A 25452-nucleotide genomic window follows, 5' to 3' on the forward strand; every position below is an offset into this window, starting at 1 on the left:
TTGATCCGGGGTCCAGCTGCCTTGGAGGACAGCAGAAGTAGAGCGGGATCCCGGATCAAGTCCGGGATGACGGAATAGGGGCTAAAATTCACCGATCACACTCCCCGAACACCACGTCGATCGCGCCCAGAATGGCGGTCGCGTCGGGTAGCATGTGGCCCTTGCACATGAAATCCATCGCCTGGAGGTGGCTGAACGCCGTCGGGCGGATCTTGCAGCGATAGGGTTTGTTCGACCCGTCGCTGACCAGATAGACGCCGAATTCGCCCTTCGGGCTTTCGGTCGCCACGTAGACTTCGCCCGCAGGCACGTGGAAGCCTTCGGTGTAGAGCTTGAAATGGTGGATCAGCGCTTCCATCGACTGCTTCATCTCGCCGCGCTTGGGCGGAGCGACCTTGCGGTCGTCGCTGGCGATCGGGCCGGACGGCATCTGCGCCAGGCACTGCTTGATGATCTTGGCGCTTTCGTAGACTTCCTTCACGCGCACCACGAAGCGGTCGTAGCAGTCCGAATTGGTGCCGACGGGAATGTCGAACTCCATCCGGTCATAGACGTCGTAAGGCTGCGACTTGCGCAGATCCCACGGGATGCCTGCGGCGCGGATCATCGGGCCGGAAAAGCCCCAGGCGATCGCGTCGTCGCGGCTGACATGGGCGATATCGACATTGCGCTGCTTGAAGATGCGGTTGTCGAGCACCAGGCTCATCGCGTCGCCGAACAGTTCGGGCAGGCGCGTGTCGAGCCATTCGCCGATATCGACCAGCAGCTTTTCCGGCACGTCCTGATGGACACCGCCGGGGCGGAAATAGGCGCTGTGCATCCGCGCGCCGCTCGCCCGCTCGAAGAAGTTCATGCAGTCTTCGCGCAGTTCGAACACCCACAGGTTCGGCGTCATCGCGCCGACATCCATGACATGCGCGCCGATATTGAGCATGTGGTTCGAAATGCGCGTCAGCTCGGCGAACAGCACGCGCAGATACTTGGCCCGCTCCGGCACCTCGACATTCAGCAGCTTCTCGATCGCGAGGACGTAGCTGTGCTCCTGACACAGCGGCGAACAGTAATCGAGGCGGTCGAAATAGGGCAGCGCCTGAAGATAGGTCTTGTGCTCGATCAGCTTTTCGGTGCCGCGATGAAGCAGGCCGACATGCGGATCGACGCGTTCGATGATCTCGCCGTCCAGCTCCATCACCATGCGCAGCACGCCGTGCGCCGCCGGGTGCTGGGGGCCGAAATTAATCGTGTAGTTGGAAATGACCTCGTCGCCGGTCGTCGGCGAGCGTTCGAGTTGCATGCTCATGAGCAGACCCACCTGCCGTTAAAGGCTTTCTGGCGTCCCTGGACGTCGGTTATCGTCATCTGGCCGGTGTCGCGGCCGGTCGGCTGGACGAGGACCGAAAAGCCCTCGCCATTGAAGGTCGTGCCCGCCTTGACCTGATCGTAGCCCCCCGGAGGCGCATCCAGAAGGATCAGCTTGCCGCCGGCCCGCACGGTCGCCTTGCCGGGTAGCGAGCGATCGTTCGGCCCGGCGGCGACGAGCATTTCCTGCCCATCGGCGCTGAACGTGCAACCGCCCGCGCGCGGACCGAGATCGACGCCGCCGATATTGCCGAGCCTTTCAAGCTGGGTGACGTCCGTATTGGGCGGAGGAGCGATGCGCGCTGCGGTGGTCTCAACCGCATTCGGCACGACCACGGCTGTTCCGCCGGTCGTGCTGGTCCCCGGCGCACCGACGCGCGCGGCGAAATCGTCCGCATCCGAAGAGCTGGGTGCAGGCTCCTGGCTGCACGCCGCGAGCGCGAGCGGAACCGCAAGAAGCATCAGCTTACGCATCCTTGCCATCCCCCTTCGGTTCGGTCGCCTCGGCGGTGTCGGTCGTCTTGCCTTCACGCGCCGGACGATCTTTGCGATCCTCGGTCGGCTCGGGCGGAGATGGCGCGTCTTTGCCGCTTTCTTCCTTGGTGGGTGCACCTTTGCTGACCTTGTCGGCCGCTTCCTTGTCCGCCTTGGCGCCAGCGCCGGTGTCGGACGGCTTTTCGGTCACCTTGGGATCGGCGACCGGCGGCGTGTCCGCCTTCTCGTCACCAGGCAGGACGTAATCCGCACCTTCCCACGGGCTCATGAAATCAAACTGGCGCAGATCCTGTGCGAGTTCGACCGGCTCGTAGACGACGCGCTTCTCGTCCTCGGAATAGCGCAGCTCGGTATAGCCGGTGAGCGGGAAATCCTTGCGGAAGGGATGCCCTTCGAACCCGTAATCGGTGAGGATCCGGCGCAAATCCGTATTCCCGTCGAACAGCACGCCATAAAGGTCGAACACCTCGCGTTCGAGCCAGCCCGCATTGGGCCACAGCGTCGTCACGGTCGGGACCGGCGTATCTTCGCTGGCGGTGCACTTGACCATGATGCGGCTGTTCCGCGTCAGCGAAAGCAGCATGTAGACCACCTCGAACCGCTCTTCGCGGCTGGGATAGTCGACCCCGGCGATTTCCATCAGCTGCTGATAGCCATGCTCGTCACGCAGGATGCGCAGCGCATCTTCGATCGCGTCGCGCCGGACGGTGAACAGCAGTTCGCCATGCTCGTCGTGTGCGTCGATCAGGTGCCCGCCGAGCGCGGTCGAAAGCGTTTCCTTCAACCCGTCGATCTGGATGAAGCGGGGTGCGGAGTGGAGTGTCGCCATGCCTGCGCCCCTATCGCTCGATCGTGCCGCTGCGGCGGATCTTACGCTGCAATTGCATCACACCGTAAAGCAGCGCCTCGGCCGTCGGAGGGCAGCCGGGCACATAGATATCGACCGGCACGATCCGGTCGCAACCGCGCACGACGCTGTAGCTGTAATGGTAATAGCCGCCGCCATTGGCGCAGCTGCCCATGCTGATGACGTATTTCGGCTCCGACATCTGGTCGTAGACCTTGCGCAGGGCCGGGGCCATCTTGTTGCACAGCGTTCCGGCCACGATCATCACGTCCGACTGGCGCGGGGATGCGCGCGGGGCGACGCCGAACCGCTCCATGTCGTAGCGCGGCATATTGACGTGGATCATCTCGACCGCGCAGCAGGCGAGGCCGAAGGTCATCCACCACAGCGATCCCGTGCGCGCCCACTGAAACAGGTCCTCGGTGCTGGCGACGAGGAAGCCCTTGTCGTTCACCTCGTTCTGAAGCGCGTTGAAATAGTCCTGGTCCGGCTGGCGGATTTCGCCCGGCTGCGCAGTGGGCTGGAGATACGGGTCGCGGCCCTGCGGGGATATCGTACGTTGATCGCTCATTACTGCCAGTCCAATGCCCCCATCTTCCATTCATAGGCGAGGCCGATCGCGAGGATTCCGAGGAACACCATCATGCCAATCCATCCCGTCCACTGCGTGAATTCGAGACTCACCGCCCACGGAAACAGGAAGGCCGCCTCGAGATCGAACAGCAGGAAGCTGATCGCGACGAGGTAGAATTTCACGTCGAACTGGCTGCGCGGTTCCTCGAAGGCGGGAAAGCCGCATTCATACTCGCTCAGCTTCTCCGCGTTGGGATTATGCGCGCCCGTCAGGCGCGACACGCCCATCGGCAGAAACACGAACGCCGCCGACAGCAGGACGGCGATGAAGAGAAAGATGAGGATCGGCAGATACTGCTCGAGATCGACCACGTGCGATTCCTAACGGTTTCGGCGCCTCTAAAGCGCGCTCATTCGGCTCGCCTCTAGGCCTCTCGCGCCTCACACGCAAGGGCAGGATCGGCGCATTTCCCGCATGAAAACGTGCGGGAAATGCGCGTGGCGCTTGTGCGTCCGCCGTCCTATTTCATCAAGCCGCGCAATGCCTTGCGGGTCGCTTCCCCGTATGGCGGCTTCAATCCGGCAAGCTTCGCCACGTCGATCTTGGCCTGCGAATAGACGCTGCGGGCATGGCTGAATTCACGAAAGCCTTCGATCCCGTGATAGCTGCCCATTCCGCTCGGCCCGACGCCGCCGAAGGGCAGGTCCTCCATGGAAACATGGAAGACCACGTCGTTCACGGTGACCCCGCCGGAAATCGTGCGTTCGAGCACGCGCCGCTCCTCGCCGTCGTCGCTGCCGAAATAATACAGGCCGAGCGGGCGGTCGCGCCGGTTCACATAGTCGATCGCCTCGTCGATCTGGCCGTAGGTCTTGACCGGCAGGACGGGGCCAAAGATTTCCTCCTGCATCGCCTGCATGTCGTCGGTCACGTTGCGCAGGATCGTGAGCGGCATCTTGCGAGCATTGGTGCTGGAGAAATCCTCGTCACCGGGATTGATCTCGATCACCTCGGCCCCCTTGTCGCGCGCATCCTTCACCATATCCTGCAAGCGGTCGAAGTGGCGATCGGTGACAACGCTCGCATAATCGTCATTATCGAGCAGGGTCGGATACATCGCCGCGGTGGCCTGCCAGATCCCATGGACGGCCTCATCGGCCTTCGCTTCGGGAACGTAGAGATAGTCGGGGGCGAGGCAGATCTGCCCCGCATTGAGCATCTTGCCGAGCGCCACCCGCTCTCCCGCCTTGGCGAAGTCCGCGCTTTCGCCCATGATTACCGGCGATTTCCCGCCCAGTTCCAGCGTGACGGGGACGAGGTTCCTGGCCGCCGCTTCCATCACCTTGCGGCCCGTCGCGGTCGATCCGGTGAAGACGAGGTGATCGAAGGGAAGTTCGCTGAAAGCGGCCGCCACTTGCGGCCCGCCAGCGAACACCGCGCATTCCTCCGGTGCGAAATAGCGATCGACCAGTTCGGCGGACAATCCGCTGGTGCGCTCGGTAAATTCGCTCGGCTTGATCATCGCGCGATTGCCCGCCGCGAAGACCTGCATCAGCGGCCCGAAGCTCAGATTGAGGGGGAAGTTCCACGGGCTGAGAATGCCGATCACGCCCTTGGGTTCGTAGCGGACTTCCGCCTTCGCGCCCAAAAGCCCGAGCGGGAATTGCAGATGCCGCTTGTCGGGCCGCGCCCATTTCTCGGCATGTTTGAGGCAGTATTTGCCGAAATTGATCGTCCCGGCGATGTCGGTCAGCATGGACTGGCTGGGCGAGCGATTGCCGAAATCCGCGTTCATCGCGGAACACAGCGCGTCGGCGTTCTCCTTCAGGATCGCGATGGCGCGCTTCACCCGATCCTTTCGCATATCCATCGGCTCGGGGCGATCCGCCTCGTGCGCGGCGCGCTGCCGCTTCAGGACATCCTGCATCTCTTTCGTCCGGTCGCCCGCCATCGCTCTCTCCGTTTGATTTCGCCGCTTTCCGCTCCTAATCTGGCGGTATGGCAAGTCTTCTCTTGCAACCGATATTGCATTTCCGATCGAAATTCAAAAACCGAAAGGCCACTCCCGCATGACCCAGTTCGCTGCCAACGATCCCGTCGTCATCCTCTCCTATGCCCGCACGCCGATGGGCGGAATGCAGGGCGCCTTGTCCGATGTCTCGGCGACCGACCTGGGCGCGACGGCTGTGAAGGCGGCGGTGGAGCGCTCGGGCGTGGCGCCGGAGAGTTTCGACCGCACCTATATGGGCTGCGTCCTTCCCGCAGGCCTCGGCCAGGCGCCCGCGCGCCAGGCCTCGATCAAGGCGGGCCTGCCCAAATCCGTCCAGGCAACCACCGTCAACAAGGTCTGCGGCTCCGGGATGCAGACCGTCATCATGGGCGCCGAAGCGCTGGCGAGCGGTTCGGTCAACTATGTCGTCGCGGGCGGGATGGAGAGCATGACCAACGCGCCCTATCTTCTGAAGAAGCACCGCAGCGGCGCGCGGCTGGGCCATGACACCACCTATGATCACATGTTCCTCGACGGGCTGGAAGATGCCTACGAGGAAGGCCGCGCCATGGGCACCTTCGCGCAGGAGACGGCCAACGAATACCAGCTCACCCGCGAGCAGATGGACGATTATTCGATCGAGAGCCTGCGCCGCGCCAACGCCGCCATCGAAAGCGGCGCGTTCTCCGGCGAGGTGGTCCCGGTGACCTTCACCACCCGCGCGGGCGAGCAGACCGTCGATACGGACGAAGCGCCGGGCAAGGGCAAGCCCGACAAGATCCCCCAGCTTCGCCCGGCCTTCGCCAAGGACGGCACGATTACGGCGGCCACCAGCAGTTCGATTTCGGACGGTGCCGCCGCCGTGGTGCTTTCGCGCGAGAGCGTGGCGAAGGAGAACGGTCAGGAGCCGGTCGCGAAGATCGTCGCCATGGCCGCCCACGCCCAGGAACCGAGCGAATTCACCGTCGCCCCGGTCGGCGCGATCGAGAAGGTGCTGAAGAGCGCCGGGTGGAGCGCGGACGAGGTCGATCTGTGGGAAGTCAACGAGGCATTCGCCTGCGTCGCGATGTTCGCCATGCGCGACATCGGCATTCCGCACGACAAGATCAACGTCAATGGCGGCGGCACGGCGCTCGGCCATCCGATCGGCGCCAGCGGCACGCGCATCATCGTGACGCTGCTCAACGCGCTCAAGCAGCAGGGCAAGAAGCGCGGCGTCGCCTCGCTCTGCATCGGTGGCGGTGAAGCCACCGCCGTCGCGGTCGAAATGGTCTGACCGCCAGTAGAACGGAGCATCTCCTGATGAAGCAGTATCTGACGCTTGCCGGTTGCCTCGCACTGGCAGCCTGTGGATCGAACGAGGCGGAGGACGCCGCGGCTGCTCCTGCCGATGTCACGGTCGCGACGCCCGCACCCGACACGGTAACGCCCGCTGCGATGGCGGGCACCTACGAGGTCACCCTGCCCGACGGCACGGTGACCATGCAGACCCTCTCCGCAGATGGCACCTATGAGGACCGGATCGACGGCGAGATCAGCGAGCGCGGCACCTGGCGCCAGCAGGGCGATCAGCTCTGCTACAAGCCCGAAGGCGATGCGGCGACCGAACAATGTTACGCTGGGGGAGAGCCCGGCCCGGATGGTGCGTTCGAAATCCGTGACGATGCGGGTGATGTCAACGCGACGGTCCGCAAGGTCGAAGCGCAGCCTGCGGCCTGAGACTACATTTAATTGATCGAGGCGCGGCGGCGGGGATCAGTCCCCGTCGTCGCCCCACAACCGGCTTTCTTCGACCCATCCGCTCCGATCGTCGAGCTGCAATTCGCACCAGCCCGAATTGCATTCGCCAAGCGCGCCGGTAACGCCTGCCTCCAATCGCCATTTGACCTCGGATGAAGAGTCAGGGGCCGCGCGCATTGCGGCGGGCGAGCCTTCGGTGACGATCGCGGTGCGATCCGGGCTCAGCAGCCGCGCGACCACCCAGCCTTTCTCCCCATCCGGGTCCTCGATCAACCGCCAACCTTCCATCACGCGCAAGACCCGGACCGGCAGGCCGGCGCGGTGGTAGACCCAGGCGATCTTGTAATCCGCGCTCGGCCCCACCCGCATATTCAGCTCGCTCGCACGGATGCTCGCCCAATAGGGCACCTCGCGATCCTGCGCGGTCGCGGGAACGGCAAGAGCCATCAGGGCGGCGAAAACAGGCAGGGTAGCGGCGCGCATCGAGGTCGGCTTCCTACCCGACGCCCCCAACCCGTTCAAGCGTCTGCATAAAGGCATGGTTCGCCGCTTGACCGGAACCGAGCGCAGCGCCTAGCCCGCAATCATGCCCGATTCCGCCCCCGCCCCTACCGTCCCCCGGCGTCTCGACCATGCCCCCCGCGTCGTGGTGACGCGCCACCTGATGCCGACCGTCGAATCGCGGCTGGGTGAGCTGTTCGATGCGCAATGCAATTCCGCCGACAAGGCGATGTCGCGCGAGGAACTGATCGCGGCGATGCGCGATTGCGACGTGCTCGTCCCCACGGTGACCGACCGGATCGATGCGGATATGCTGGCACAGGCGGGCGATCGCCTCGGCCTGATCGCCAATTTCGGTGCGGGGACCGATCATATCGACCTCAAGGCGGCAGCCGCGCGGCGTATCATGGTGACGAACACGCCCGGCGTCTTCACCGAGGATACTGCCGATCTGACCATGGCGGGCATCATCGGTGTGCCGCGCCGGGTGCGCGAGGGGGTCGAGTTGATCCGCTCCGGCCAGTGGACCGGCTGGACGCCGACCGCGCTGTTGGGCCGCAAGCTGGCGGGCAAGGTGCTTGGCATCGTCGGCATGGGTCGGATCGGCCAGGCGGTGGCGCATCGCGCCCGCGCCTTCGGCCTCGAGATAGCCTATCACAACCGCAAACGCCTGCCCGAAGCGGTCGAGCGGATGTTCGGCGCGCGCTATGTCGGCACGCTCGACGGGCTGGTGAGCGAGGCCGATATCCTCACGCTGCACTGTCCCGCAAGCGACAGCACGCGCGGCATGATCGACGCGCGGCGCATCGGATTGATGAGAGAGGGCGCGAGCCTCATCAACACGGCGCGCGGCGATCTCGTCGATCAGGAAGCACTGATCGCAGCGCTCGAAAGCGGGCATCTCGCGGGCGCCGGACTCGATGTCTACCCGGACGAACCGAATGTGGACGCGCGGCTGATCCGCCATCCGAATGTGATGACCCTCCCCCATATCGGCAGCGCCACCCGTGAGGGGCGCGAGGAATCGGGCCACCGCGTCATCGCCAATATCCGCATGTGGGCCGATGGCCATCGCCCACCCGATCAGGTCCTCACCGGACTGGCTTGAGGAAAACCGAGACATGGATGATTTCGCCGCCCGCATCGAAGCGCTCGAACATCAATGGATGCGCAGCTGGATGCAGCGCGACCGCAATGCGATGAAGAAACTCGCGGCGCGCGATTTCATCTTCCTGCTGGGATCGACGCGCGCCGCGCTCCTGGACCGCGCGAGTTGGCTGGAGGCGGCGACGACGCGCTTCAAATGCAACGGATACCGCTTCGGCGAGGTCTATGTCCGCCGCCACGGCTCGGTCGCGGTGTTCGCGACGCAGATGAGCCTGGAAGCGCGCATGGGCGACCACGAATGGGCGGGCGAAACCTGGATGATGGACCTGTGGCAGAAGACCAAGGTCCGCCGCCAGTGGCGCATCATCGAACGCACTCTTTCGCGCCCCGACGAGGACCCGAAGATGAGCGATGCGGTCAGGGCGATGCAGCTGTGGCGATGAGCCGTTACAACGCGCGCTCGTAGAATATGTTGAAGTCGCTCGCCGCATAGTCGGCGAAGGGACCGCGCCTGACGAAGCCATTGCGCAAATAGAGCGCATTCGCGGCGGCAAAGGCCTCGCCCGTCCCGGTTTCCAGCATCAGCGTCCGGTAGCCACGATCGCGCGCTACACCGATTAAATGCGAAAGCAGCGCAAACCCCACGCCCGCGCCCAATTCACGGTCGACCACTCGCATCGACTTTATCTCGCCCGAACGCGGTTCGATCTGCTTGAGCGCCGCGACACCCATCAGACTGCCATCATGGCGTGCCGCGAATACGCTGACATCGGGATGGGCGAGTCCCGACAGATCGAGCGCGAAGGAGGTTCCCGGCGGCGAGGACTCGACCATCCTCCGCTGGTGCAAGGTCAGCAGGTCGCGAAGATCGGCATCGTCCAAATTGGCGAGGCCGATCTCCATCTCAATCCCCCGCCAGTATCCGGTCGACCAGCTGCTTCACCGTGGGGGTGAAGTTGTTCGAGTAGAACGGGTCCTGCTTGAAGCGGTAGGCCGCATGGCCCGCGAACATGAGATTGTCGTCCACCGGCTCGCCATGAGCGATGTCCTGCAAGGTCTTCTGAATGCAGAAGCTGCGCGGATCGGCGAGGCGTCCGGTCGTGTAATCGTCGTGATCCTTCCAGCTCGAAAACTGGCAGTGGCTGAGGCAGCCCATGCAGTCCTTCTGGTCCTTGCGGATCGTGTCGCGGCTTTCGGGGGTGACGTAGACGATCGTGTCGTCCGGCGTCTTGAGCGCCTCGGTCTGCCCTTCGGCGAACCAGGCCCGCGCGCGGTCGTAATCCTTCGGCGCGACCCAGAAGTTCTTGCCGCGCACGCCGATATCGAGCTGTTTCGTATGCTCGCCCGCCTCGACCTTGCTGTAGGGGATCTGGCGTTCCGAGCGGTGGATGAGGTCCCAGAGGAAATCGTTCTTCACCGCGCTCGAATAGAAGCCCGTGGGCGAGAATTTGTGCAGCAGCACATCGCCTTCGTCGAGCGTGCGCAGGCGATCCTTCCATTCCTGCGGGATCGGGCTTTCCTCGGTCAGCAGGGGCCGCGTTCCGAACTGGAACATGATCCGGCCAAGCTCGGGATTGTCGATCCAGTCGTTCCATTCGCGCAGGAACCAGACGCCGCCCGCCATGACGATCGCGGTATCTTCGGACACACCTTCATTGCGCATCGTCTCGCGCAGCGCCTTGACGCGGGGGTAGGGGTCTTCCGGCTTGCGAGGGTCCTCGGCGTTCGACAGGCCGTTATGTCCGCCCGCCAGCCACGGGTCTTCATAGACCACGGCGGCCATCAGATCGGGCACCTTGCTGTAGCTGCGCTTCCACAAGGCACGGAAGGCGCGCGCGGAGCTGACGATCGGCAGGTAGCTCACATTGTAGCGCGCCGCGATCTCGGCCAGCTTGTAGGGCATTCCCGCCCCGCAGGTGACGCCGGCGACGAGGCCCTTGGTGTTCTCCAGCACGGCTTCCAGGATCTGCTGCGCGCCACCCATTTCCCACAGCACGTTGATGTTGATCGCGCCCTTGCCGCCCGCGATGTCATGCGCGCGCTTCACCTGTTCGGTGGCGCCGTCGATCGCATAGCGCATCAGCTGTTCGTGCCGTTCCTTGCGCGTCAGCTGGTCGTAGACCTGTGGGATGATCTTGCCCTCGGCATCATAGCTGTCGGCGTTCACCGCGCTGACCGTGCCGATGCCGCCCGCCGCCGCCCAGGCGCCGGAGCTCAAGTGGTTGGTCGCCGAAACGCCTTTGCCACCTTCGACCAGCGGCCACACTTCGCGCCCGCCATACTGAATGGGTTCGAGACCCTTGAATGCCATGATCCGTCTTTCGTTCGCGTCTTTTCAGGTAGCGGATCGCGTGGATGCCGCCGACTTGGCCACCGTGTCTCCACGACACGGTTCGATACTCTCCGGTTCGGGTCTGTTAGCGCCCCGTTCGAACTGTGCATAGTACCCCGCCAGTTCGGGCGCATCCTTGAAAGCGACGAGCTTGTACCCCACCCGCTCGAATTCGCAGGCCAGCAGCATCGGCGCGATGCCGTGCTGGTCGGTCGGACGATCGACATCGACCACGACGACCTGACCGCCCGGCGTCAGCGAGGGCCACATCCGCCAGAGCAGCGCGTAAGGTTCACCGATTTCGTGATACATATGGACCATGAAGATGCGGTCAAAACTGTCCTCGGGAAGGTGCGGATCGTCGAGCGAGCCGGGCTGGATGGAGACGTTGTCGATCCGCTGCCGCTCCACCCGACGGCCGAGTCGCTCAAGCGCGCTGCGGTCGATATCCTGCGCCAGCACCCGGCCATCCTCGCCGACCCGCTCTGCCAGACGCACCGTGTAATAGCCGTTCCCGGCGCCGATATCGGCCACCGTCATCCCCGGCTCGATCCCGGCGAGGTCCATGACCGTTTCGGCCTCGCCGCGATTGTCACGCGCGGTTTCGGTGCTGAACTGGTTCGATCCGAGGCCGGACACCGGCCGATCGGGACGGGGAAATTCCACCGAGGTTTCGGGCCGGTCGCCGGGCGCCTGACCGCAGGCGGCAAGCGCCAGCAGCAAGCCCACCGAGGCGGCCCGGCGCAGGATCACTCCACGTCCTCGATCTCGACCGTCTCGCCCGTTACGCGCTGCGCCAGCGCGGCGGAGATGAACGGGTCGAGCGCACCGTCGAGCACATCGTCGGGCGTCGGGCTGGTCACGCCGGTGCGCAGATCCTTCACCATCTGATAGGGCTGAAGCACATAGCTCCTGATCTGGTGGCCCCATCCGATGTCGGTCTTGCTCTCGTATTCGGTGCCCGCCGCGGCCTCGCGTTCGGCCATCTCGCGCTCGTAGAGACGGGCCTTGAGCATATTCATCGCGGTCGCACGGTTCTTGTGCTGGCTGCGGTCGTTCTGGCTGGCGACGACGATCCCGGTCGGTTGGTGCGTGATTCGCACGGCGGAATCGGTGGTGTTGACGTGCTGCCCACCCGCGCCCGAGGCGCGATAGGTGTCGATCTTCAGGTCGCTTTCATTGATCTCGATCTCGAAATCGTCGTCGATGACGGGATAGACCCAGACCGAGCTAAAACTGGTGTGGCGCCGCGCGGAGCTGTCATAGGGGCTGATGCGGACGAGGCGATGCACGCCGCTCTCCGTCTTGGCGTATCCATAGGCATTGTCGCCCTTGATCAGCAGCGTTGCCGATTTGATTCCGGCCTGATCGCCCGCCTGATACTCCACCGTCTCGACCTTGAAGCCGCGCTTTTCCGCCCAGCGCGCATACATGCGGAAGAGCATTTCGGCCCAGTCCTGGCTTTCGGTGCCGCCCGCGCCCGCGTGGATTTCGAGATAGGTGTCGTTCCCATCCGCCTCACCCGACAACAGCGCCTGGACTTTGTCGGCATCGGCGCGCGTGGCGAGCTTTTCCAGGCTGACGAGACCGTCCTTCACGACCTCGTCGTCGCCTTCCGCCTCGCCCATCTCGACGAATTCGATCGCATCGGACATTTCGGAGGAGATTTCGTTGACGGTCGCGATCGCGGTTTCGAGCTGCTTCTGCTCGCGATTGATCGCCTGCGCTTCCTTGGGATTGTCCCACAGGCTCGGGTCCTGGACGCGCGCATTGAGCTCGTCCAGACGGCGCAGGGCGCGCTCCCAGTCCAGCGATTGGCGGACCAGCGACAAGGCGGCTTCGATACGGTCGATATAGGCCTGCCCTTCGGCACGCATGGTATTAATCCTTCGAGAGATAGTGTCTTACCCACCCGCGCTTAGCGGGCAGGTGCGGTTTGTAAAGTTCAGCGGCCCATGGGCAGGACTGCGTGAAGCGGGCGCGGGGTCAGTAAATCCCGCCCTGCTCCTCGACGAAGTCGGTCTGCGTCTCGATCCGGGGCGTCGCCGCCGAAACGGTGCGCTGCTCCGCCGCGCGCCCGCGCCTGATCATTTCAAGGATCTCGTTGCGCTTGGCCGCGATCTGGTCCTGGCGGGTGGAACGGGGCGGTTCGGTATCGGGCTTGAACGCCTCCCAGATAACCGCGGCCTTGGGATCGTCGGACGGGATGCCGTCGAACACCCGCTTGCCGGTGCGGCGATCGATGCGCACCATGCGCACACCGGCGGGGGCGATGAATTCGTCGCCTTCCCAGCGGTCCTTCGATGCCTCGACGAAGCGCTTGAAGATCGGCGCGGCGGTATTCCCGCCCTGCACCCACCCGCCCAGATTGCGGGGCTGGTCGAAGCCGACATACATGCCCGCCACGATCTGCGGACTGCCGCCCACGAACCAAGCATTGGTCGGCCCGGTGGTGGTCCCGGTCTTGCCGAACAGCGGCATATCGAGACTGCGCAGGCGCACCGCCGTGCCGCGCGTCACCACGCCTTCGAGCATATGGACCGTCTGGAACGCGGTGCGCGCGTCCATCGCCTGACGGCCCTTGGCACCGAAGCGCGGCATGGGCTGTCCGTCCCATTCGGCCATATTGCAGCCCGTACAGTCGCGCGTGTCGGACCGCCAGATCACCTTGCCCCGGCGATCCTGCACATAGTCGATCACGCTCGGCTGGTTGAGGCGCCCCCAATTGACCAGCGCCGAATAGGCGTTGACCATCTTTTCGACCGTGGTGTCACCGGCACCCAGCGCGAAGGCGGGATAGGGATCGTAGCTCCCGATATTCATATTCTCGAAGGTCTTGATGACGTTCGGCATACCCGCATCCATCGCGATGTGGACGGTCATAAGGTTGCGGCTCTGTTCGAGGCCCCAGCGCATCGTGTGCACCCCGCCCCCGCCGCCGCCGAAATTGCGGAAGCATTTCTCGCCGAGATTCGCGCCCTGATAGAAGCAATAGGTCTGGTCGGGAATTTCGCTCGCCGGAGTGAGGCCGTGGTCGAGACCGGTGGCATAGACAAACGGTTTGATCGTCGATCCGGGCTGGCGCAGCGCCTGCGTGGCGCGGTTAAAGCTGCCCAGGCGGCTGTCGAACCCGCCCTGCATAGCGAGGATGCGCCCGGTCTGCGGGTTCTGCGCGAGGAAGGCGCCCGAGACTTCGGGAACCGTGCGCAGGCGATAGCCGCCCGCCGCTTGCTGCGCCGCGACCACATCGCCGATATTGAGCGAACCGGGTGCGCCGAGCAGCGAATAGGTCTCGCCACCGGTCAGGCCGATCTTGGGCGACGAGCCCCCTTCGGTCACCACGCCCACGCGCCAATCTTCGTAATTGATCGAAAGATTGGAGGAACGAAGCTGGCCGATCAGGTCGCCATTGTCGGGGTTCAGGGTGGCGATCGGGCCGGAGAACCCGCGATTGCCCTGATAGCTCAGCAATTGCGCCCGCAGCGCATCGCGCGCCGCGTCCTGCAATTCCAGATCGAGCGATGTCCGAACCCAGAGACCGCCCGCATAAACGCTGTTGGGTCCGTCTTCCGCATTCTCGCCGAACTTGTCGATCAGCTGGCGGCGCACCTCTTCGAGGAAATAGCCCGCATCCGCCGAGCGTTCCTCGCGCTGCTGGACCAGACCGAGATCCTGCGCCTTGGCCGCGTTTGCGGCAGCGGCGGTGACGAAATCATTGGCCACCATCTGGTCGAGCACGAAATTGCGCCGTTCGATCGCCATGTCGCGAAACCGTTCGCGCCCATACCGTTCAGGCGCCTTGGGCAGGATCGCGAGAAACGCCATTTCGTGCAGATCGAGATCGCCGACATCCTTGTCGAAATAGGCGCGCGAGGCGGCCTGGACGCCGAAACTGCGACGGCCGAGCGGGATTTCGTTGAGATACAGTTCGAGAATTTCCCGCTTGCTCAGCGTATCCTCGATCCGGCGGGCGAGGATCATCTCCTTCAGCTTGCGCGTGACCGAATATTCATCGCCGAGCAGGATGTTCTTGGCGACCTGCTGGGTGATGGTGGAGCCGCCCACGGCGCGTTCGCCCGATCCCATCTTGCTGGCGTAATCGAACACGGCATTGGCCGTGCCGCTCAGATCGACGCCGCCATGGCTGAAGAACGTCTTGTCCTCCGCCGCCAGATAGGCCTCGATCAGCTGGGTCGGGAAATCGACATATTGCAGCTGCACGCGCCGTTCGCGGGCATAGGAGTGGACGATCTCGCCATCGCCGCCGCGCACCACGGTCGGCAGCGGCGTTTCGTATTCGAGCAGCGTTTCGACATCCGGCAGGTCGCGCGCCAGCAGCGCCCAGGCGGCGAGCAGGCCCGCGATCGCGAGACCGACAAGGATGCTGCCATATCTGAACCAGCGCCGCTCGCGCCAATTGGCCGCGAACCATGCGAGAGTTCCACCGATGTCTCGGCGGATACGGTAGCGATAATAGTCTAAAGTGGATTGCTCGGCCATCTGGGTCCCATCGTCCGGTGTCGGCCCCCTAGCACGCCAAGCCTGTCGCGCGCCATAACGAAGCGAACGGCAATCGACCGTCAGGCCGCCGGTGCTTCGTCCGCCGCTTCTGGTCCCGCATCGGATGTCGTCTCGGTCGGCGCGTCATCCGCGGTCGACTCGTTCGCCTCGTCGGTTTCCTCGCCCAGAAGATCGTCCCGTTGGCGCACGAAATAGATGCGGATGGCGCGCGCGAGGGTATCGGCGAAACGCTTGCGACCCGCAGGCGAGGCGAGGCGCGCGGCCTCTTCCTGATTGGTGATGAACCCGCTTTCGAACAGGACGCTCGGCACGTCCGGCGCACGCAGGACCTTGAGAGCGGCGGAGCGACGCGGCTGCGGATGGAACCGGATCGCGCCCTCGGCTTCGCGCTGGATCAGATCGGCGAACTGGCGCGATTCCGCCTGCGTGCGCCGCTGCGACAATTCGACGAGGATGGTGTTCACCACATCGCTCTGCCCGGCGACGTCCTGTCCGTTGATCCGGTCGGAGCGGTTCTCCCGCTCGGCAAAGCGCGCCGCCGCCTCGCTGCTCGCCTGCGAGGAAAGAGTATAGATGCTGGCACCCTCAACCTCGCTCGCCTCGCCTGCGGAATCGGCGTGGATCGACACGAACAGATCCGCACCGAGCCGCCGCGCGATTTCGAAGCGTTCGGCATGGAGGAGATAGCGATCGTCGCTCCGCGTCAGAGCGACGCGGACGTCTCCCTGTTCCAGCAGGGCATCGCGCAACGCTTTCGCGAGATCGAGGACGAGATCCTTCTCGACCACGCCGACACCGGACGCACCAGGATCGTGCCCGCCATGGCCAGGATCGATCACGACCAGTGGACGGTCATCGCCCTCGTCACCTTCGATTTGCGGAAGGTCCACCGCCGCGTTGTTTTCGAGCACGATGCGAGGCGCATAATCCCGGCCGAAATGCGGGATCGGCAGATCGCGGCCGCTTGTAGCCGCCACGCCCATCGCCATTGCGAACAGCGCGACGGGGAGTGCCAGGATCACGTAAGGATGAGGACGGCGCTGCATCGCAGGGGCCGCATTACGGGGTTACGGGGTCATCGCGCAATAACCCGTTCGCGCAATAAGGTTGCCGTGCCCCTGCCCTGATGCTAGCGCGGATTTCGCAAGAGTCCGAAACCAATCGGACCCGGCGCGGGATCGCCTGTATTTATCGCGATCCCTCGAAACAGGTTGATGCGACACATGATCAAGCCCTTCCCGCTCTTCCACACGCAGGCATCTGCCGGCGGTGTGGCTGGTGCGGGCCAGGTAACGCGCACCATGCGCGGGATCGGTTTCGCAGACACGCATTTCCGGCTCGGACGCGCTGTGCGCCTCGACCGGTTCCTATCGACCGCCCTCACCCGTTCGAAGTTCGGCAGAGGCGGTTCCCATAACAATTCGCGCACGGGCGAGGCCGGGTCGCACCCGCCCCCCTGCGCTTGGAGACATATCAATGGCAACGCGCATGCTAATCGATGCGCGCCACCAGGAAGAAACCCGGGTGGCGGTCCTCAAAGGCAATCGGATTGAGGAATTCGACTTCGAATCTGCCGATCACAAGCAGATCAAAGGCAATATCTATCTAGCCAAGGTCACGCGGGTCGAACCCTCGCTCCAGGCGGCCTTCGTCGATTTCGGCGGCAATCGCCACGGCTTCCTGGCCTTCGGTGAAATCCACCCCGATTATTACCAGATTCCGAAGGAAGATCGCGACGCCCTGCTCGCTGCCGAAGCCGAAGTGGCCGAGGAAGAGCAGCGCCTGCGCGAAGACGAGGAAGCGCGCGGCCAGATGCCGGGCGAGGAATACGACGCCGAGGAGGAAAGCTCCGAAGCGCTGGCCGAAGAATTCGCCGAGGACGGGCTTGAAGAGGTCGATACGTCGGACAAGGACGACGTCGCGACGATCGAGGAAGGCCACGTCGCCGGCGATTCCGACGATGACGACGATGGCGAAGACAGTGACGAGAGCGATGACGACGACAACACTCGTTCGCGCGGTCGCCGCCGCCAGCGTGGTCGCAATGGCAAGGGTGGCAAGCCGCGCACCCGCGCCAAGGAAGTCGACGAAGCACGCGCCCGCCGCATGGCGCTGCGCCGCAAATACAAGATCCAGGACGTCATCCAGCGCCGCCAGGTGCTGCTCGTTCAGGTCGTGAAGGAAGAGCGCGGCAATAAGGGCGCGGCGCTGACCACCTATCTCAGCCTCGCCGGGCGCTACACCGTGCTGATGCCGAACAGCAGCCATGGCGGCGGCATTTCGCGCAAGATCAACTCGGCGAGCGATCGCAAGCGTCTGAAGCAGATCGTCGGCGATCTCAGCCTGCCGCGTTCGATGGGCCTGATCGTGCGGACCGCGGGTCTTTCGCGCACCAAGACCGAGATCAAGCGCGATTTCGATTATCTCGCGCGCCTGTGGGACGAAATCCGTGAGAACACTTTGTCGTCGAGCGCCCCGGCGCTGATCCATTCGGACAGCGATCTGATCAAGCGCGCCATCCGCGACATCTATAATCGCGAGATCGAGGAGGTCGTGGTCGAGGGCGAGCAGGGCTACAAGTCCGCCAAGGCCTTCATGAAGCTGCTCATGCCCAGCCATGCGCGCCGGGTTAAGGCCTATTCCGATCCGGTCCCGCTGTTCCAGCGCTATGGCGCGGAAGATCAGTTGAAGGCCATGTACGATCCGATGGTGCAGCTGAAATCGGGCGGCTATCTGATCATCAACCCGACCGAGGCGCTGGTCTCGATCGACATCAACTCGGGCCGTTCGACCAAGGAGCACGGGATCGAGCAGACCGCGCTGCACACCAATCTCGAAGCCGCGCGCGAAATCGCCCGCCAGCTGCGCCTGCGCGACATGGCGGGCCTGGTCGTGATCGACTTCATCGATATGGAGCAGCATTCGAACACCCGTAAGGTCGAGCGCGCGATGAAGGACGCGCTCAAGACCGACCGGGCGCGCATCCAGGTGGGTCGCATCTCGAGCTTCGGCCTGATGGAAATGAGCCGCCAGCGCCTGCGCACCGGCGTTCTCGAAGCGACCACGCGCGAATGCCCCCATTGCGACGGCACTGGCCTGGTCCGCACCGCGAGCAGCGCGGGCCTTTCCGCCCTGCGCCTGATCGAGGACGAGGCGGCCAAGGGCAAGGGCACAGTCATCCGCCTCGCCGCCAGCACGGAAGCCGCGATCTACCTGCTGAACGAGAAGCGGTCCGATCTGATGGAGATCGAACAGCGTTACGGCGTAACCGTCGAAGTCGTGCCCGAAGGTGAGGACGAAGGCGCCAAGATGAACGTCTCCAGCCATGGGCCCAAGCCCAAGGACGCGCCGAAATTCGAGCCGATCGCTTTCGACGAGGACGACGATCCCGACATCGAGGAAGACGATCTCGACGAGGAGGAAGAGCCGCGCCAGGCGCGCCGTTCGGATCGGGACGAGGATGAGGGCGAAGGCAAGCGCAAGCGCCGCCGCGGCGGTCGCAATCGCAATCGCAAGCGCGATCGTTCGGACGATGACGAGCGCGGGAATGCACGCTCGGGCGATGATGGTCAGGACGAGGCCGACGCTGATGAAGGCGAGAACGGCAATCGCGGTGACGAGCAGGGTTCGGACGACGATCGCCCCCGGCGCAAGCGCCGCCGTGGCGGACGTGGGCGCCGCGGTGGTCGCAACCGTTCGCGCCAGGACGAGGTGAACGAGGGTGATGCGGAAAATCTCGAAGAGGTTTCGCAGCATGTCGTGAACGATATGGCGGTCGTCGCCGGACCGGACGAAGCGCCCGAAACCGCCGAAGCGATGGCTGACGAACCCGCTGCGGAGGAAAAACCGAAGCGCAAGCGGGCACCACGCAAGAAGGCCGCTGTGACCGAAGCCGTCGAGACCGGTTCGGATGAAGCCGCACCGGCCGAGAAGCCCAAGCGCAAGCGGGCTCCGCGCAAGAAGGCGGTGACCGAGGACGCTCCTGCCAGCGAAACTCCGGTCGAGGCGAGTGAAGAAGCACCCAAGCCGAAGCGTGCCTCGCGCAGCAAAAAGGCGGCGGCGGAAACCGTCGAAGCCGAAGCGGCGAGTGAGGCGACAGGCGCGGAAGCGCCCAAGCCCGCCGCGAAGCGCGTGCGCAAGCCCAAGGCGAAAGCCGCCGACGAGGCTGGATCGGAGCCCGCCGCTTCCGAAGCTGAGGCAGCCCCGCCCGCTGACGAGAGCGCCGGAACCATCGAAACCGCGAAGCCCAAGCGCGGGTGGTGGCAGCGCACCTTCGGCGACTGATCGCTTCAGGGCGGTAAAGAAAATGCGGGGGTCGGTCTTCGGATCGGCCCCCGATTTCGTTTGGTTCTAGAGAATTTCCCGCGCGATCAGGCTAAGGACGTCTGCGAGATCGCGCGGCTTGTCGACATCGATCGCGGCCCGCCCGTCGCTCGCCCGCACGAGTGCCGCATTCACGCCGATCCGGCGCCCCAATCGGGCCAAACCGTCTTCCAGGGTCAATCGGCCCAGAGCGTAGGCGACAAGATTGGGGAGGCCGAGACGCGCGACGAGCTTCCACGGGCGCTTGCGATCGGCCTCGACCGCGCGCCATGTCGCGAGGGCCGCACTTGCCCTAGGGCTGGCAAGATAGAACAGGTTGCAACCCGACCATTCCCCATCGGCAAACCGCAGATAGGTCCGCTGCGTACCCGGCAGGGCGCGCTCGATATCCTGCCGCCGAGCCATCATGATCGACAGGTCCGCCCCCGCCGGGGTCCTGGCGATCAGTTCGGTAACCCATGCGGGATCGAGCAAGGCGTGATCCGCCGTGGTCACAACAAGCGGCGCGCCGGTCCTCTCGAACGCGGCCGCCACGCTCTCGCTCGGCCCGGAGGCCGGAGGGCAGATTTCCGCGCCGAGCTTTTTTGCGAGAGCGACCACCGCCGGATCGTCGGCCGATACCAGAACGCGGCTCATACCCGCCGCGCGCAAGGCCAGCACCACCCGCTCCAAAATCGGCTTGCCCGCGATATCGATCAATCCCTTATGGGCCACGCCGAGTTCCCGCGCGAGCGGATCGCCGCCCGGCCTCGTCCCTGCCAGAACAAGCGCACTTCCCGTCATGCCTCGGTTTCCGCTTTCCGCAAGTGCCGCAGGGTCATCCAGGCGGCGAAGCTCATGCAGAGATAGAAGACGCCCATCGACAGAGCCACCGCCCAGCCGATCTCGACCGGGCCGCCGCCGGATTGGAGGGCGACGATCGACACGATCAACGTCACCACCGCGATCGCCCGCACCTTGAGGGCGCGTGCGGCATGGCCGGTCGCATAGAGCATCGGTTCGTAGGACACGCTGGCCAGTTCGAAGGCTGCGGCGAAAGCCAGCGGGATCAGGACGGTAGCTGCCCGTGCATAATCGGAACCGCCGATCAGGACCAAGGCCTGCTCGCCGAACAGGACGGCGGTCAGAAGGACAACGATACCGGCCAGCGCCGCGATCCGCGTCACGCTGCGGACCAGCTTCGCAAAGCGCGTCGCCTCGTCGGCAATGCTGGACACGGCGAACTCTGGCAGCACCGCCCTCGCCACCAGGACGGCGAACTGCTTCACCCCCTGTGCCAGCTGGTCTGCCAGCCGATAGAGCCCTGCCGAGCTGGTCGAGAAGAAATACCCGACTGCCAGCAGGGGCCCCTGCTTGACGATGGCGTCCAGCGTGGTCGCGCCATAGGTCACGGCGAAGAAGCCCTTGATGCCGGGATTCTCGCGCAGCATCCGTCGCCACCCCCCTGCATGGCGCAGGCGAAACGCATCGCGTGCGAGGCGCCGCGCCATGATCCAGTAGACCGCGGCCGCGATCAGATCGAACAGGGCCCAGGCGAAAACGAATTTCGCCACGCTGGGTCCGGTGGCGAGGATGATGCCGCTCGCGATCAGGCGCCCGGTCGGCACGATCGCTTCGACATAGGTGCCGATATCGAATCGATCAAGAACGCGTACGATCCCGCTCGGCGTGGTCAGCCGTGCCCAGATCAGCGCGCAGGCGAAGAGAAAGCCGAGATCGATGTAGCGCGGGTTCAATTCGAGCAACGAGCCGAAGCCGTAATAGACCAACGCCGCGATCGCGCAGCCGGTGATCGCCCCGCCAAGATCGGCAAAGGTGCAGAACCAGATCAGCCGCCCGAAGGCCGCTTCGTCACCGTCCAGCCGGTGCCGCGCACCGAAGCGCACCAGCGTCTGCCAGGTCTGGAAGCCCGCGATCGCGACAAGCGCCTGCGCGGTGCCGAAAAGGAGGGAGAAATGCCCAAAATCACGCAAGCCCAGCGATCTTGCCAGCACGGCGAGATAGATCAGGCTGCAAATCGCCCCGAAGGTCTTGCCGCCGAGAATCCAGGCCAGATTGCGAACGATGTTCAGCAGCCCGTTGCGTGCGGGCACAGGCGTGCTTTGACCATCCATCTCGAGCGCCCTTTGAACGATGCGCGCGCGGCTGGCAAATCCATGCTTTGCGGCGGCGCGCGGGATGCCTAATGCAGCCGGTCATGCGGGTGGTGTTTCTCTTCAATCACGATGCGGCCCATCAGGTCGCGCATCTGGCGGGTATCGCCGCCGCGATGGCGCGCCTCCATCCCGAGGTCGAAACCGTCATCGCCTATGCCAGCTCTGCGATAAGGGCCCGCATCGAGGGACTTGTCGGCGATACGGGCGGCGCCTCAATCCGCTGGTACGAACTGACGCTCGGGCCGATCGCGCGGACCGTCGCGGGCCTGTTCGACAAGGTGCTGCCGGCCAGCCGTTTGATGCGCCTCAACGCGCATGTGCCGCTCTTCGCGAGCGCCGATATGATCGTCTCGACCGAGCGGACCTGTTTGCGCCTGAAAAAGCGTATTCCCAAGGACTCCATGCCGCTCTTCGCCAAGGTGCCGCACGGCGCTGGCGATCGCAGCGTGAGTTACCACCCCGATTACACCCGCTTCGATCGCAGCTTCGTGGCGGGCCAAAAAGTCGTCGACCAATTGGTCGCGCATGGGGTCGACGCGGAGCGACTGGTCGTCATCGGCTATCCCAAGTTCGAGAATATCGACCTCGCCGCCCGGCAACGCCTGTTCGACAACGGCCGCCCCACCCTCGTCTACAATCCCCATTTCGATCCCAATCTGTCGAGCTGGTACGATCATGGCCCGGACATATTGCGCTGGTTCGCAAGCGAGGCCGGACAGGGTTTCAACCTGATCTTCGCGCCCCATGTCATGCTGTTCCGCAAGGATCTTCACGTTTCGCCCGAATACGGGATCGCGCGGCGGCGGCCTGACATCCCCGACGAAGCGCGCGAGGCGGCCAATATCCTGATCGACATCGACAGTCCGCGCTTGTTCGACATGACCTACACGCTCGCCGCCGATGGCTATATCGGCGATGCGTCGAGCCAGATCTACGAATTCCTGGTGCGCCCGCGCCCCGCCTTCTTCATTGACGCGCGCCGCGATGTGAAGGCGGAGGATGACGAATGGCACCTGTTCTGGGAATGCGGCCCCGTGGTGCGCAGCGTGGATGCGCTCGCCGCCCTGCTTCCCGACATGGAGGCGATCGGCAAAAGCTATCGCGCGCGCCAGGAAGAACTGTTCGCCTATACCATCGATATTGGCGATCGCCCTGCAAGCGAGCGGGCCGCCGACGCTATCCTGGAAGCCATCAAATCTCGCGCGGATCGATGACGCGCCACCCGCGCGCAGCGGCCTTCTTCGCCTTGCGATTCGAGGTGGTCGCGAAGATCGGTTCGCTCACCCTATCCAGCAGGGGAGCGTCGGCGAAACTGTCGCTGACGAACCGCGTCCGCGCTTCGCCGATCGCGGGCTGGCGGTCCAGCACGCTGGCGAGCTTCGTGTCGGCGTAGCAATTGTCGGGCACGCGTTCGAATCCCTCCCATCGGGTCGCGACCACCTCGTCGAAACGAAGAGCGGTCGCGAAGGCTTTAGCGTAAACGTCGAAGGCGGCGGTCGCGAGGATGAGGCGTGCGCCCGCCTTCCGGTCTTCTTCGAGCAGATGCAACGTACCCGGCATGAGCCCATCATCGGCCAAGACGCGCGCGGCGAATTGCGATCCGAGCGCTTCCAGCTCGCTATGCGCCCGCCGCCCGACCAATAATTGCATTCCGAACAGTTTCAGCCGCGCCCGCGACATCGCACCGAGCCGATAAGCGAGCATGGCGAAAAGCCACAGCGGCAAGAGCGTCAGCCGCCATGACGCCACTCGCCTGGCTGCGAAGATCAGGAAAGGCGTAAAAGTGGCCCTGCGCGTCAGCGTGCGGTCGAAGTCGTAGATTGCGATACGCATCGCGGCATCCGATGGCATCGGCGTCCCCGCCTGTCACCCTTCCACGACATACTAGCCCGATCAGGCCGGTATCGCCTCGCCCTTCCAGTCGAAATGACCGCCGCTATCTACGGGGCTCAGCCCATCGATCACAGCCAGAAGGTTTTCCGCCGCCTGCGATGGCGTCGTCAATTGTCGATCGGGCACGTTGCCCTGAAAAGGCTCCGACAGCGCGGTATCGACCGTGCCCGGATGAAGCGCCGCGACGATCCCGTGCTTGTGCGTGCGGGCGAATTCGATGGCGAAATTCCTGACAAGCATATTCAGCGCCGCCTTGCTCGCGCGATAGCTGTGCCATCCGCCCAGACGATTGTCCCTGATCGAGCCGACCCGCGCGGACAGCGCCGCGAACACGCAGCGCCGGTCGCGCGGCATCAGGGGGAGCATATGCTTGGCGATCAGGGCGGGACCGATCGTGTTCGCCGCAAAAATTCGCGCCATCGCCACTCCGTCGATCGCCTTGACGCTGCGTTCCGGACCAGTGCCATCGGGAAGCGTCAGAACCCCGGTCGCGACGATGACGAGGTCGGGCGGATCGTCCCGCATCGCATCAGCCGCGTCCATGATGCTTTCCTCATCGCTCAGGTCGAACCGGAACGGCCTCGTCCCGTCGACCGGCTCTTCGCCCGATCGGCTCCCTGCCCACACCGTCAGTCCCCGGTCGACCAGAGCCGCGCTCAACGCCCTGCCGATGCCGCCGCTCGCCCCGAAAACGGCTGCGGTGCGCAAACCTGATGAAGACTCTTCCATATCCTGCAAGACTTGCAGCGGACATTGCGGGTTCCCGGCCCTTGCACCATGCGCGCGAACGGCTAAGTGGGTTGCAAGTAGCAACAGGACCGAATTGCGCCATGGCGACCTTCACCCTTCCGAAGAATTCCAAGATCAGCGGCAAGGGCCGCGCGCACAAGGCGGAGGGCGCCGGGCGTGTCAAATCCTTCAAGATCTACCGCTACGATCCCGACAGCGGCGAAAACCCGCGGTATGATACGTTCGAGATCGATCTCGACGATTGCGGCCCGATGGTCCTCGACGCGCTGTTCAAGATCAAGAACGACGTCGATCCGACTCTCACCTTCCGCCGCTCGTGCCGCGAGGGGATTTGCGGGTCGTGCTCGATGAACATGAACGGGAAGAACGGCCTCGCCTGCACCACCGCGATCGAGGATCTGAAGGGCGAGGTGCGGATTACCCCCCTGCCCCACATGGAGGTCATCAAGGACCTCGTACCCGATTTCACCCACTTCTATGCACAGTATGCCAGCATCCGCCCCTGGCTGCAGACCGTATCGACCACGCCCAGCGGCAAGGAACGTCTGCAATCGCCCGATCAGCGCGAGAAGCTCGACGGTCTTTACGAGTGCATCCTGTGCGCCTGCTGCTCGACCGCGTGCCCGAGCTATTGGTGGAACAGCGACAAGTTCCTCGGCCCGGCGATCTTGCTCCAGGCCTATCGCTGGCTCGCCGACAGTCGCGACGAGATGACCGGCGAACGGCTCGACCAGCTGGAGGACCCGTTCCGCCTCTATCGCTGCCACACCATCATGAACTGCGCGAATGTCTGCCCCAAGGGCCTGAGCCCCGCCAAGGCGATCGCCGAAACCAAGAAGATGATCGCCGAGCGCGCGATCTAAG

Annotated in this window: 24 protein-coding genes; 7 read left to right on the top strand and 17 right to left on the bottom strand. The window is 64.4% G+C overall.

The window, feature by feature from the left end:
• Window positions 1–88 precede the first annotated feature (88 nt).
• The 6 genes from GRI47_RS05560 to GRI47_RS05585 all read right to left on the bottom strand — a co-directional run bounded on the left by GRI47_RS05560 (window position 89) and on the right by GRI47_RS05585 (window position 5226).
• On the bottom strand, window positions 89–1300 hold the full coding sequence (locus GRI47_RS05560) for an NADH-quinone oxidoreductase subunit D (RefSeq protein WP_160660333.1): 1212 nt from the start codon (window positions 1298–1300) through the stop codon (window positions 89–91).
• Window positions 1297–1833: a hypothetical protein gene (locus tag GRI47_RS05565; protein ID WP_160660334.1), complete on the bottom strand. Its 537-nt coding sequence runs from the start codon at window positions 1831–1833 to the stop codon at window positions 1297–1299. The genes GRI47_RS05560 and GRI47_RS05565 overlap by 4 nt, the downstream gene beginning before the upstream one ends.
• Window positions 1826–2683: an NADH-quinone oxidoreductase subunit C gene (locus tag GRI47_RS05570; RefSeq protein WP_160660335.1), complete on the bottom strand. Its 858-nt coding sequence runs from the start codon at window positions 2681–2683 to the stop codon at window positions 1826–1828. The genes GRI47_RS05565 and GRI47_RS05570 overlap by 8 nt, the downstream gene beginning before the upstream one ends.
• 10 nt (window positions 2684–2693) lie before the next feature.
• Window positions 2694–3272: a NuoB/complex I 20 kDa subunit family protein gene (locus GRI47_RS05575; RefSeq protein WP_202387187.1), complete on the bottom strand. Its 579-nt coding sequence runs from the start codon at window positions 3270–3272 to the stop codon at window positions 2694–2696.
• The gene (locus GRI47_RS05580) at window positions 3272–3646 is read right to left on the bottom strand and encodes an NADH-quinone oxidoreductase subunit A (protein ID WP_160660336.1); all 375 of its coding nucleotides are present in this window, start codon (window positions 3644–3646) and stop codon (window positions 3272–3274) included. Before GRI47_RS05580 ends, GRI47_RS05575 begins: the two co-directional genes overlap by 1 nt.
• 149 nt (window positions 3647–3795) lie before the next feature.
• Complete coding sequence (locus GRI47_RS05585; protein ID WP_160660337.1) at window positions 3796–5226, bottom strand: coniferyl aldehyde dehydrogenase; 1431 nt, start codon at window positions 5224–5226, stop codon at window positions 3796–3798.
• A 118-nt stretch (window positions 5227–5344) separates the two neighbouring features.
• Between GRI47_RS05585 and GRI47_RS05590 the strand changes: the two genes are divergently transcribed.
• Window positions 5345–6541 carry a thiolase family protein gene (locus tag GRI47_RS05590; protein ID WP_160660338.1) on the top strand — a complete coding sequence of 399 codons (1197 nt, stop codon included), beginning with the start codon at window positions 5345–5347 and terminating at the stop codon, window positions 6539–6541.
• A gap of 26 nt (window positions 6542–6567) precedes the next feature.
• Complete coding sequence (locus GRI47_RS05595) at window positions 6568–6984, top strand: hypothetical protein (RefSeq protein ID WP_160660339.1); 417 nt, start codon at window positions 6568–6570, stop codon at window positions 6982–6984.
• A gap of 36 nt (window positions 6985–7020) precedes the next feature.
• Here the strand turns inward: GRI47_RS05595 and GRI47_RS05600 are convergent, their stop codons facing one another.
• On the bottom strand, window positions 7021–7488 hold the full coding sequence (locus tag GRI47_RS05600; RefSeq protein WP_160660340.1) for an SH3 domain-containing protein: 468 nt from the start codon (window positions 7486–7488) through the stop codon (window positions 7021–7023).
• Between the two features lie 103 nt (window positions 7489–7591).
• Between GRI47_RS05600 and GRI47_RS05605 the strand changes: the two genes are divergently transcribed.
• Both GRI47_RS05605 and GRI47_RS05610 read left to right on the top strand, forming a co-directional pair.
• The gene (locus tag GRI47_RS05605) at window positions 7592–8614 is read left to right on the top strand and encodes a 2-hydroxyacid dehydrogenase (RefSeq protein ID WP_160660341.1); all 1023 of its coding nucleotides are present in this window, start codon (window positions 7592–7594) and stop codon (window positions 8612–8614) included.
• Between the two features lie 13 nt (window positions 8615–8627).
• A complete protein-coding gene (locus tag GRI47_RS05610; RefSeq protein WP_160660342.1) occupies window positions 8628–9056 on the top strand; it encodes a nuclear transport factor 2 family protein in 429 nt (142 codons plus the stop codon).
• Window positions 9057–9060: 4 nt separating this feature from the next.
• Here GRI47_RS05610 and GRI47_RS05615 read toward each other — a convergent pair whose 3' ends face one another.
• The 6 genes from GRI47_RS05615 to GRI47_RS05640 form a co-directional block, all read right to left on the bottom strand.
• Window positions 9061–9516: a GNAT family N-acetyltransferase gene (locus GRI47_RS05615; protein ID WP_160660343.1), complete on the bottom strand. Its 456-nt coding sequence runs from the start codon at window positions 9514–9516 to the stop codon at window positions 9061–9063.
• A 1-nt stretch (window position 9517) separates the two neighbouring features.
• On the bottom strand, window positions 9518–10924 hold the full coding sequence (locus GRI47_RS05620; RefSeq protein WP_160660344.1) for an NAD(P)H-dependent flavin oxidoreductase: 1407 nt from the start codon (window positions 10922–10924) through the stop codon (window positions 9518–9520).
• Window positions 10925–10948: 24 nt separating this feature from the next.
• Window positions 10949–11698, bottom strand: coding sequence for a methyltransferase domain-containing protein (locus GRI47_RS05625; RefSeq protein ID WP_160660345.1), 750 nt, complete (start codon window positions 11696–11698; stop codon window positions 10949–10951).
• Window positions 11695–12822, bottom strand: coding sequence for a peptide chain release factor 2 (prfB, locus tag GRI47_RS05630; protein WP_160660346.1), 1128 nt, complete (start codon window positions 12820–12822; stop codon window positions 11695–11697). Before prfB ends, GRI47_RS05625 begins: the two co-directional genes overlap by 4 nt.
• Window positions 12823–12931: 109 nt before the next feature.
• Entirely contained in the window at window positions 12932–15445 is a 2514-nt protein-coding gene (locus GRI47_RS05635; RefSeq protein WP_160660347.1) for a penicillin-binding protein 1A, read from the bottom strand.
• 80 nt (window positions 15446–15525) lie between these two features.
• Window positions 15526–16512: an N-acetylmuramoyl-L-alanine amidase family protein gene (locus GRI47_RS05640; RefSeq protein ID WP_237452622.1), complete on the bottom strand. Its 987-nt coding sequence runs from the start codon at window positions 16510–16512 to the stop codon at window positions 15526–15528.
• Window positions 16513–16942: 430 nt separating this feature from the next.
• On the opposite strand from GRI47_RS05640, the gene GRI47_RS05645 reads away from it, so the two are divergent.
• Complete coding sequence (locus GRI47_RS05645; RefSeq protein ID WP_160660348.1) at window positions 16943–19750, top strand: Rne/Rng family ribonuclease; 2808 nt, start codon at window positions 16943–16945, stop codon at window positions 19748–19750.
• 66 nt (window positions 19751–19816) lie between these two features.
• Here the strand turns inward: GRI47_RS05645 and GRI47_RS05650 are convergent, their stop codons facing one another.
• On the bottom strand, window positions 19817–20572 hold the full coding sequence (locus GRI47_RS05650) for a nucleotidyltransferase family protein (RefSeq protein ID WP_160660349.1): 756 nt from the start codon (window positions 20570–20572) through the stop codon (window positions 19817–19819).
• On the bottom strand, window positions 20569–21903 hold the full coding sequence (locus GRI47_RS05655; RefSeq protein WP_160660350.1) for a lipopolysaccharide biosynthesis protein: 1335 nt from the start codon (window positions 21901–21903) through the stop codon (window positions 20569–20571). The genes GRI47_RS05650 and GRI47_RS05655 overlap by 4 nt, the downstream gene beginning before the upstream one ends.
• A gap of 71 nt (window positions 21904–21974) precedes the next feature.
• On the opposite strand from GRI47_RS05655, the gene GRI47_RS05660 reads away from it, so the two are divergent.
• Window positions 21975–23159, top strand: a complete 1185-nt coding sequence (locus GRI47_RS05660; RefSeq protein ID WP_160660351.1) for a hypothetical protein — start codon at window positions 21975–21977, stop codon at window positions 23157–23159.
• On the opposite strand, the gene GRI47_RS05665 is transcribed toward GRI47_RS05660, so the two are convergent.
• Both GRI47_RS05665 and GRI47_RS05670 read right to left on the bottom strand, forming a co-directional pair.
• Entirely contained in the window at window positions 23137–23778 is a 642-nt protein-coding gene (locus GRI47_RS05665) for an HAD family hydrolase (protein WP_160660352.1), read from the bottom strand. The two genes, GRI47_RS05660 and GRI47_RS05665, sit on opposite strands and share 23 nt — an antisense overlap.
• A 60-nt stretch (window positions 23779–23838) precedes the next feature.
• On the bottom strand, window positions 23839–24567 hold the full coding sequence (locus tag GRI47_RS05670; protein ID WP_202387188.1) for an SDR family NAD(P)-dependent oxidoreductase: 729 nt from the start codon (window positions 24565–24567) through the stop codon (window positions 23839–23841).
• A gap of 101 nt (window positions 24568–24668) precedes the next feature.
• Here GRI47_RS05670 and GRI47_RS05675 point away from each other — a divergent pair, with 101 nt between their 5' ends.
• Window positions 24669–25451: a succinate dehydrogenase iron-sulfur subunit gene (locus tag GRI47_RS05675; protein WP_160660354.1), complete on the top strand. Its 783-nt coding sequence runs from the start codon at window positions 24669–24671 to the stop codon at window positions 25449–25451.
• Window position 25452: the final 1 nt, after the last annotated feature.

Origin of the sequence: Qipengyuania pelagi (assembly GCF_009827295.1) — a bacterium.
Classification (GTDB): Bacteria; Pseudomonadota; Alphaproteobacteria; order Sphingomonadales; family Sphingomonadaceae; genus Qipengyuania; species Qipengyuania pelagi.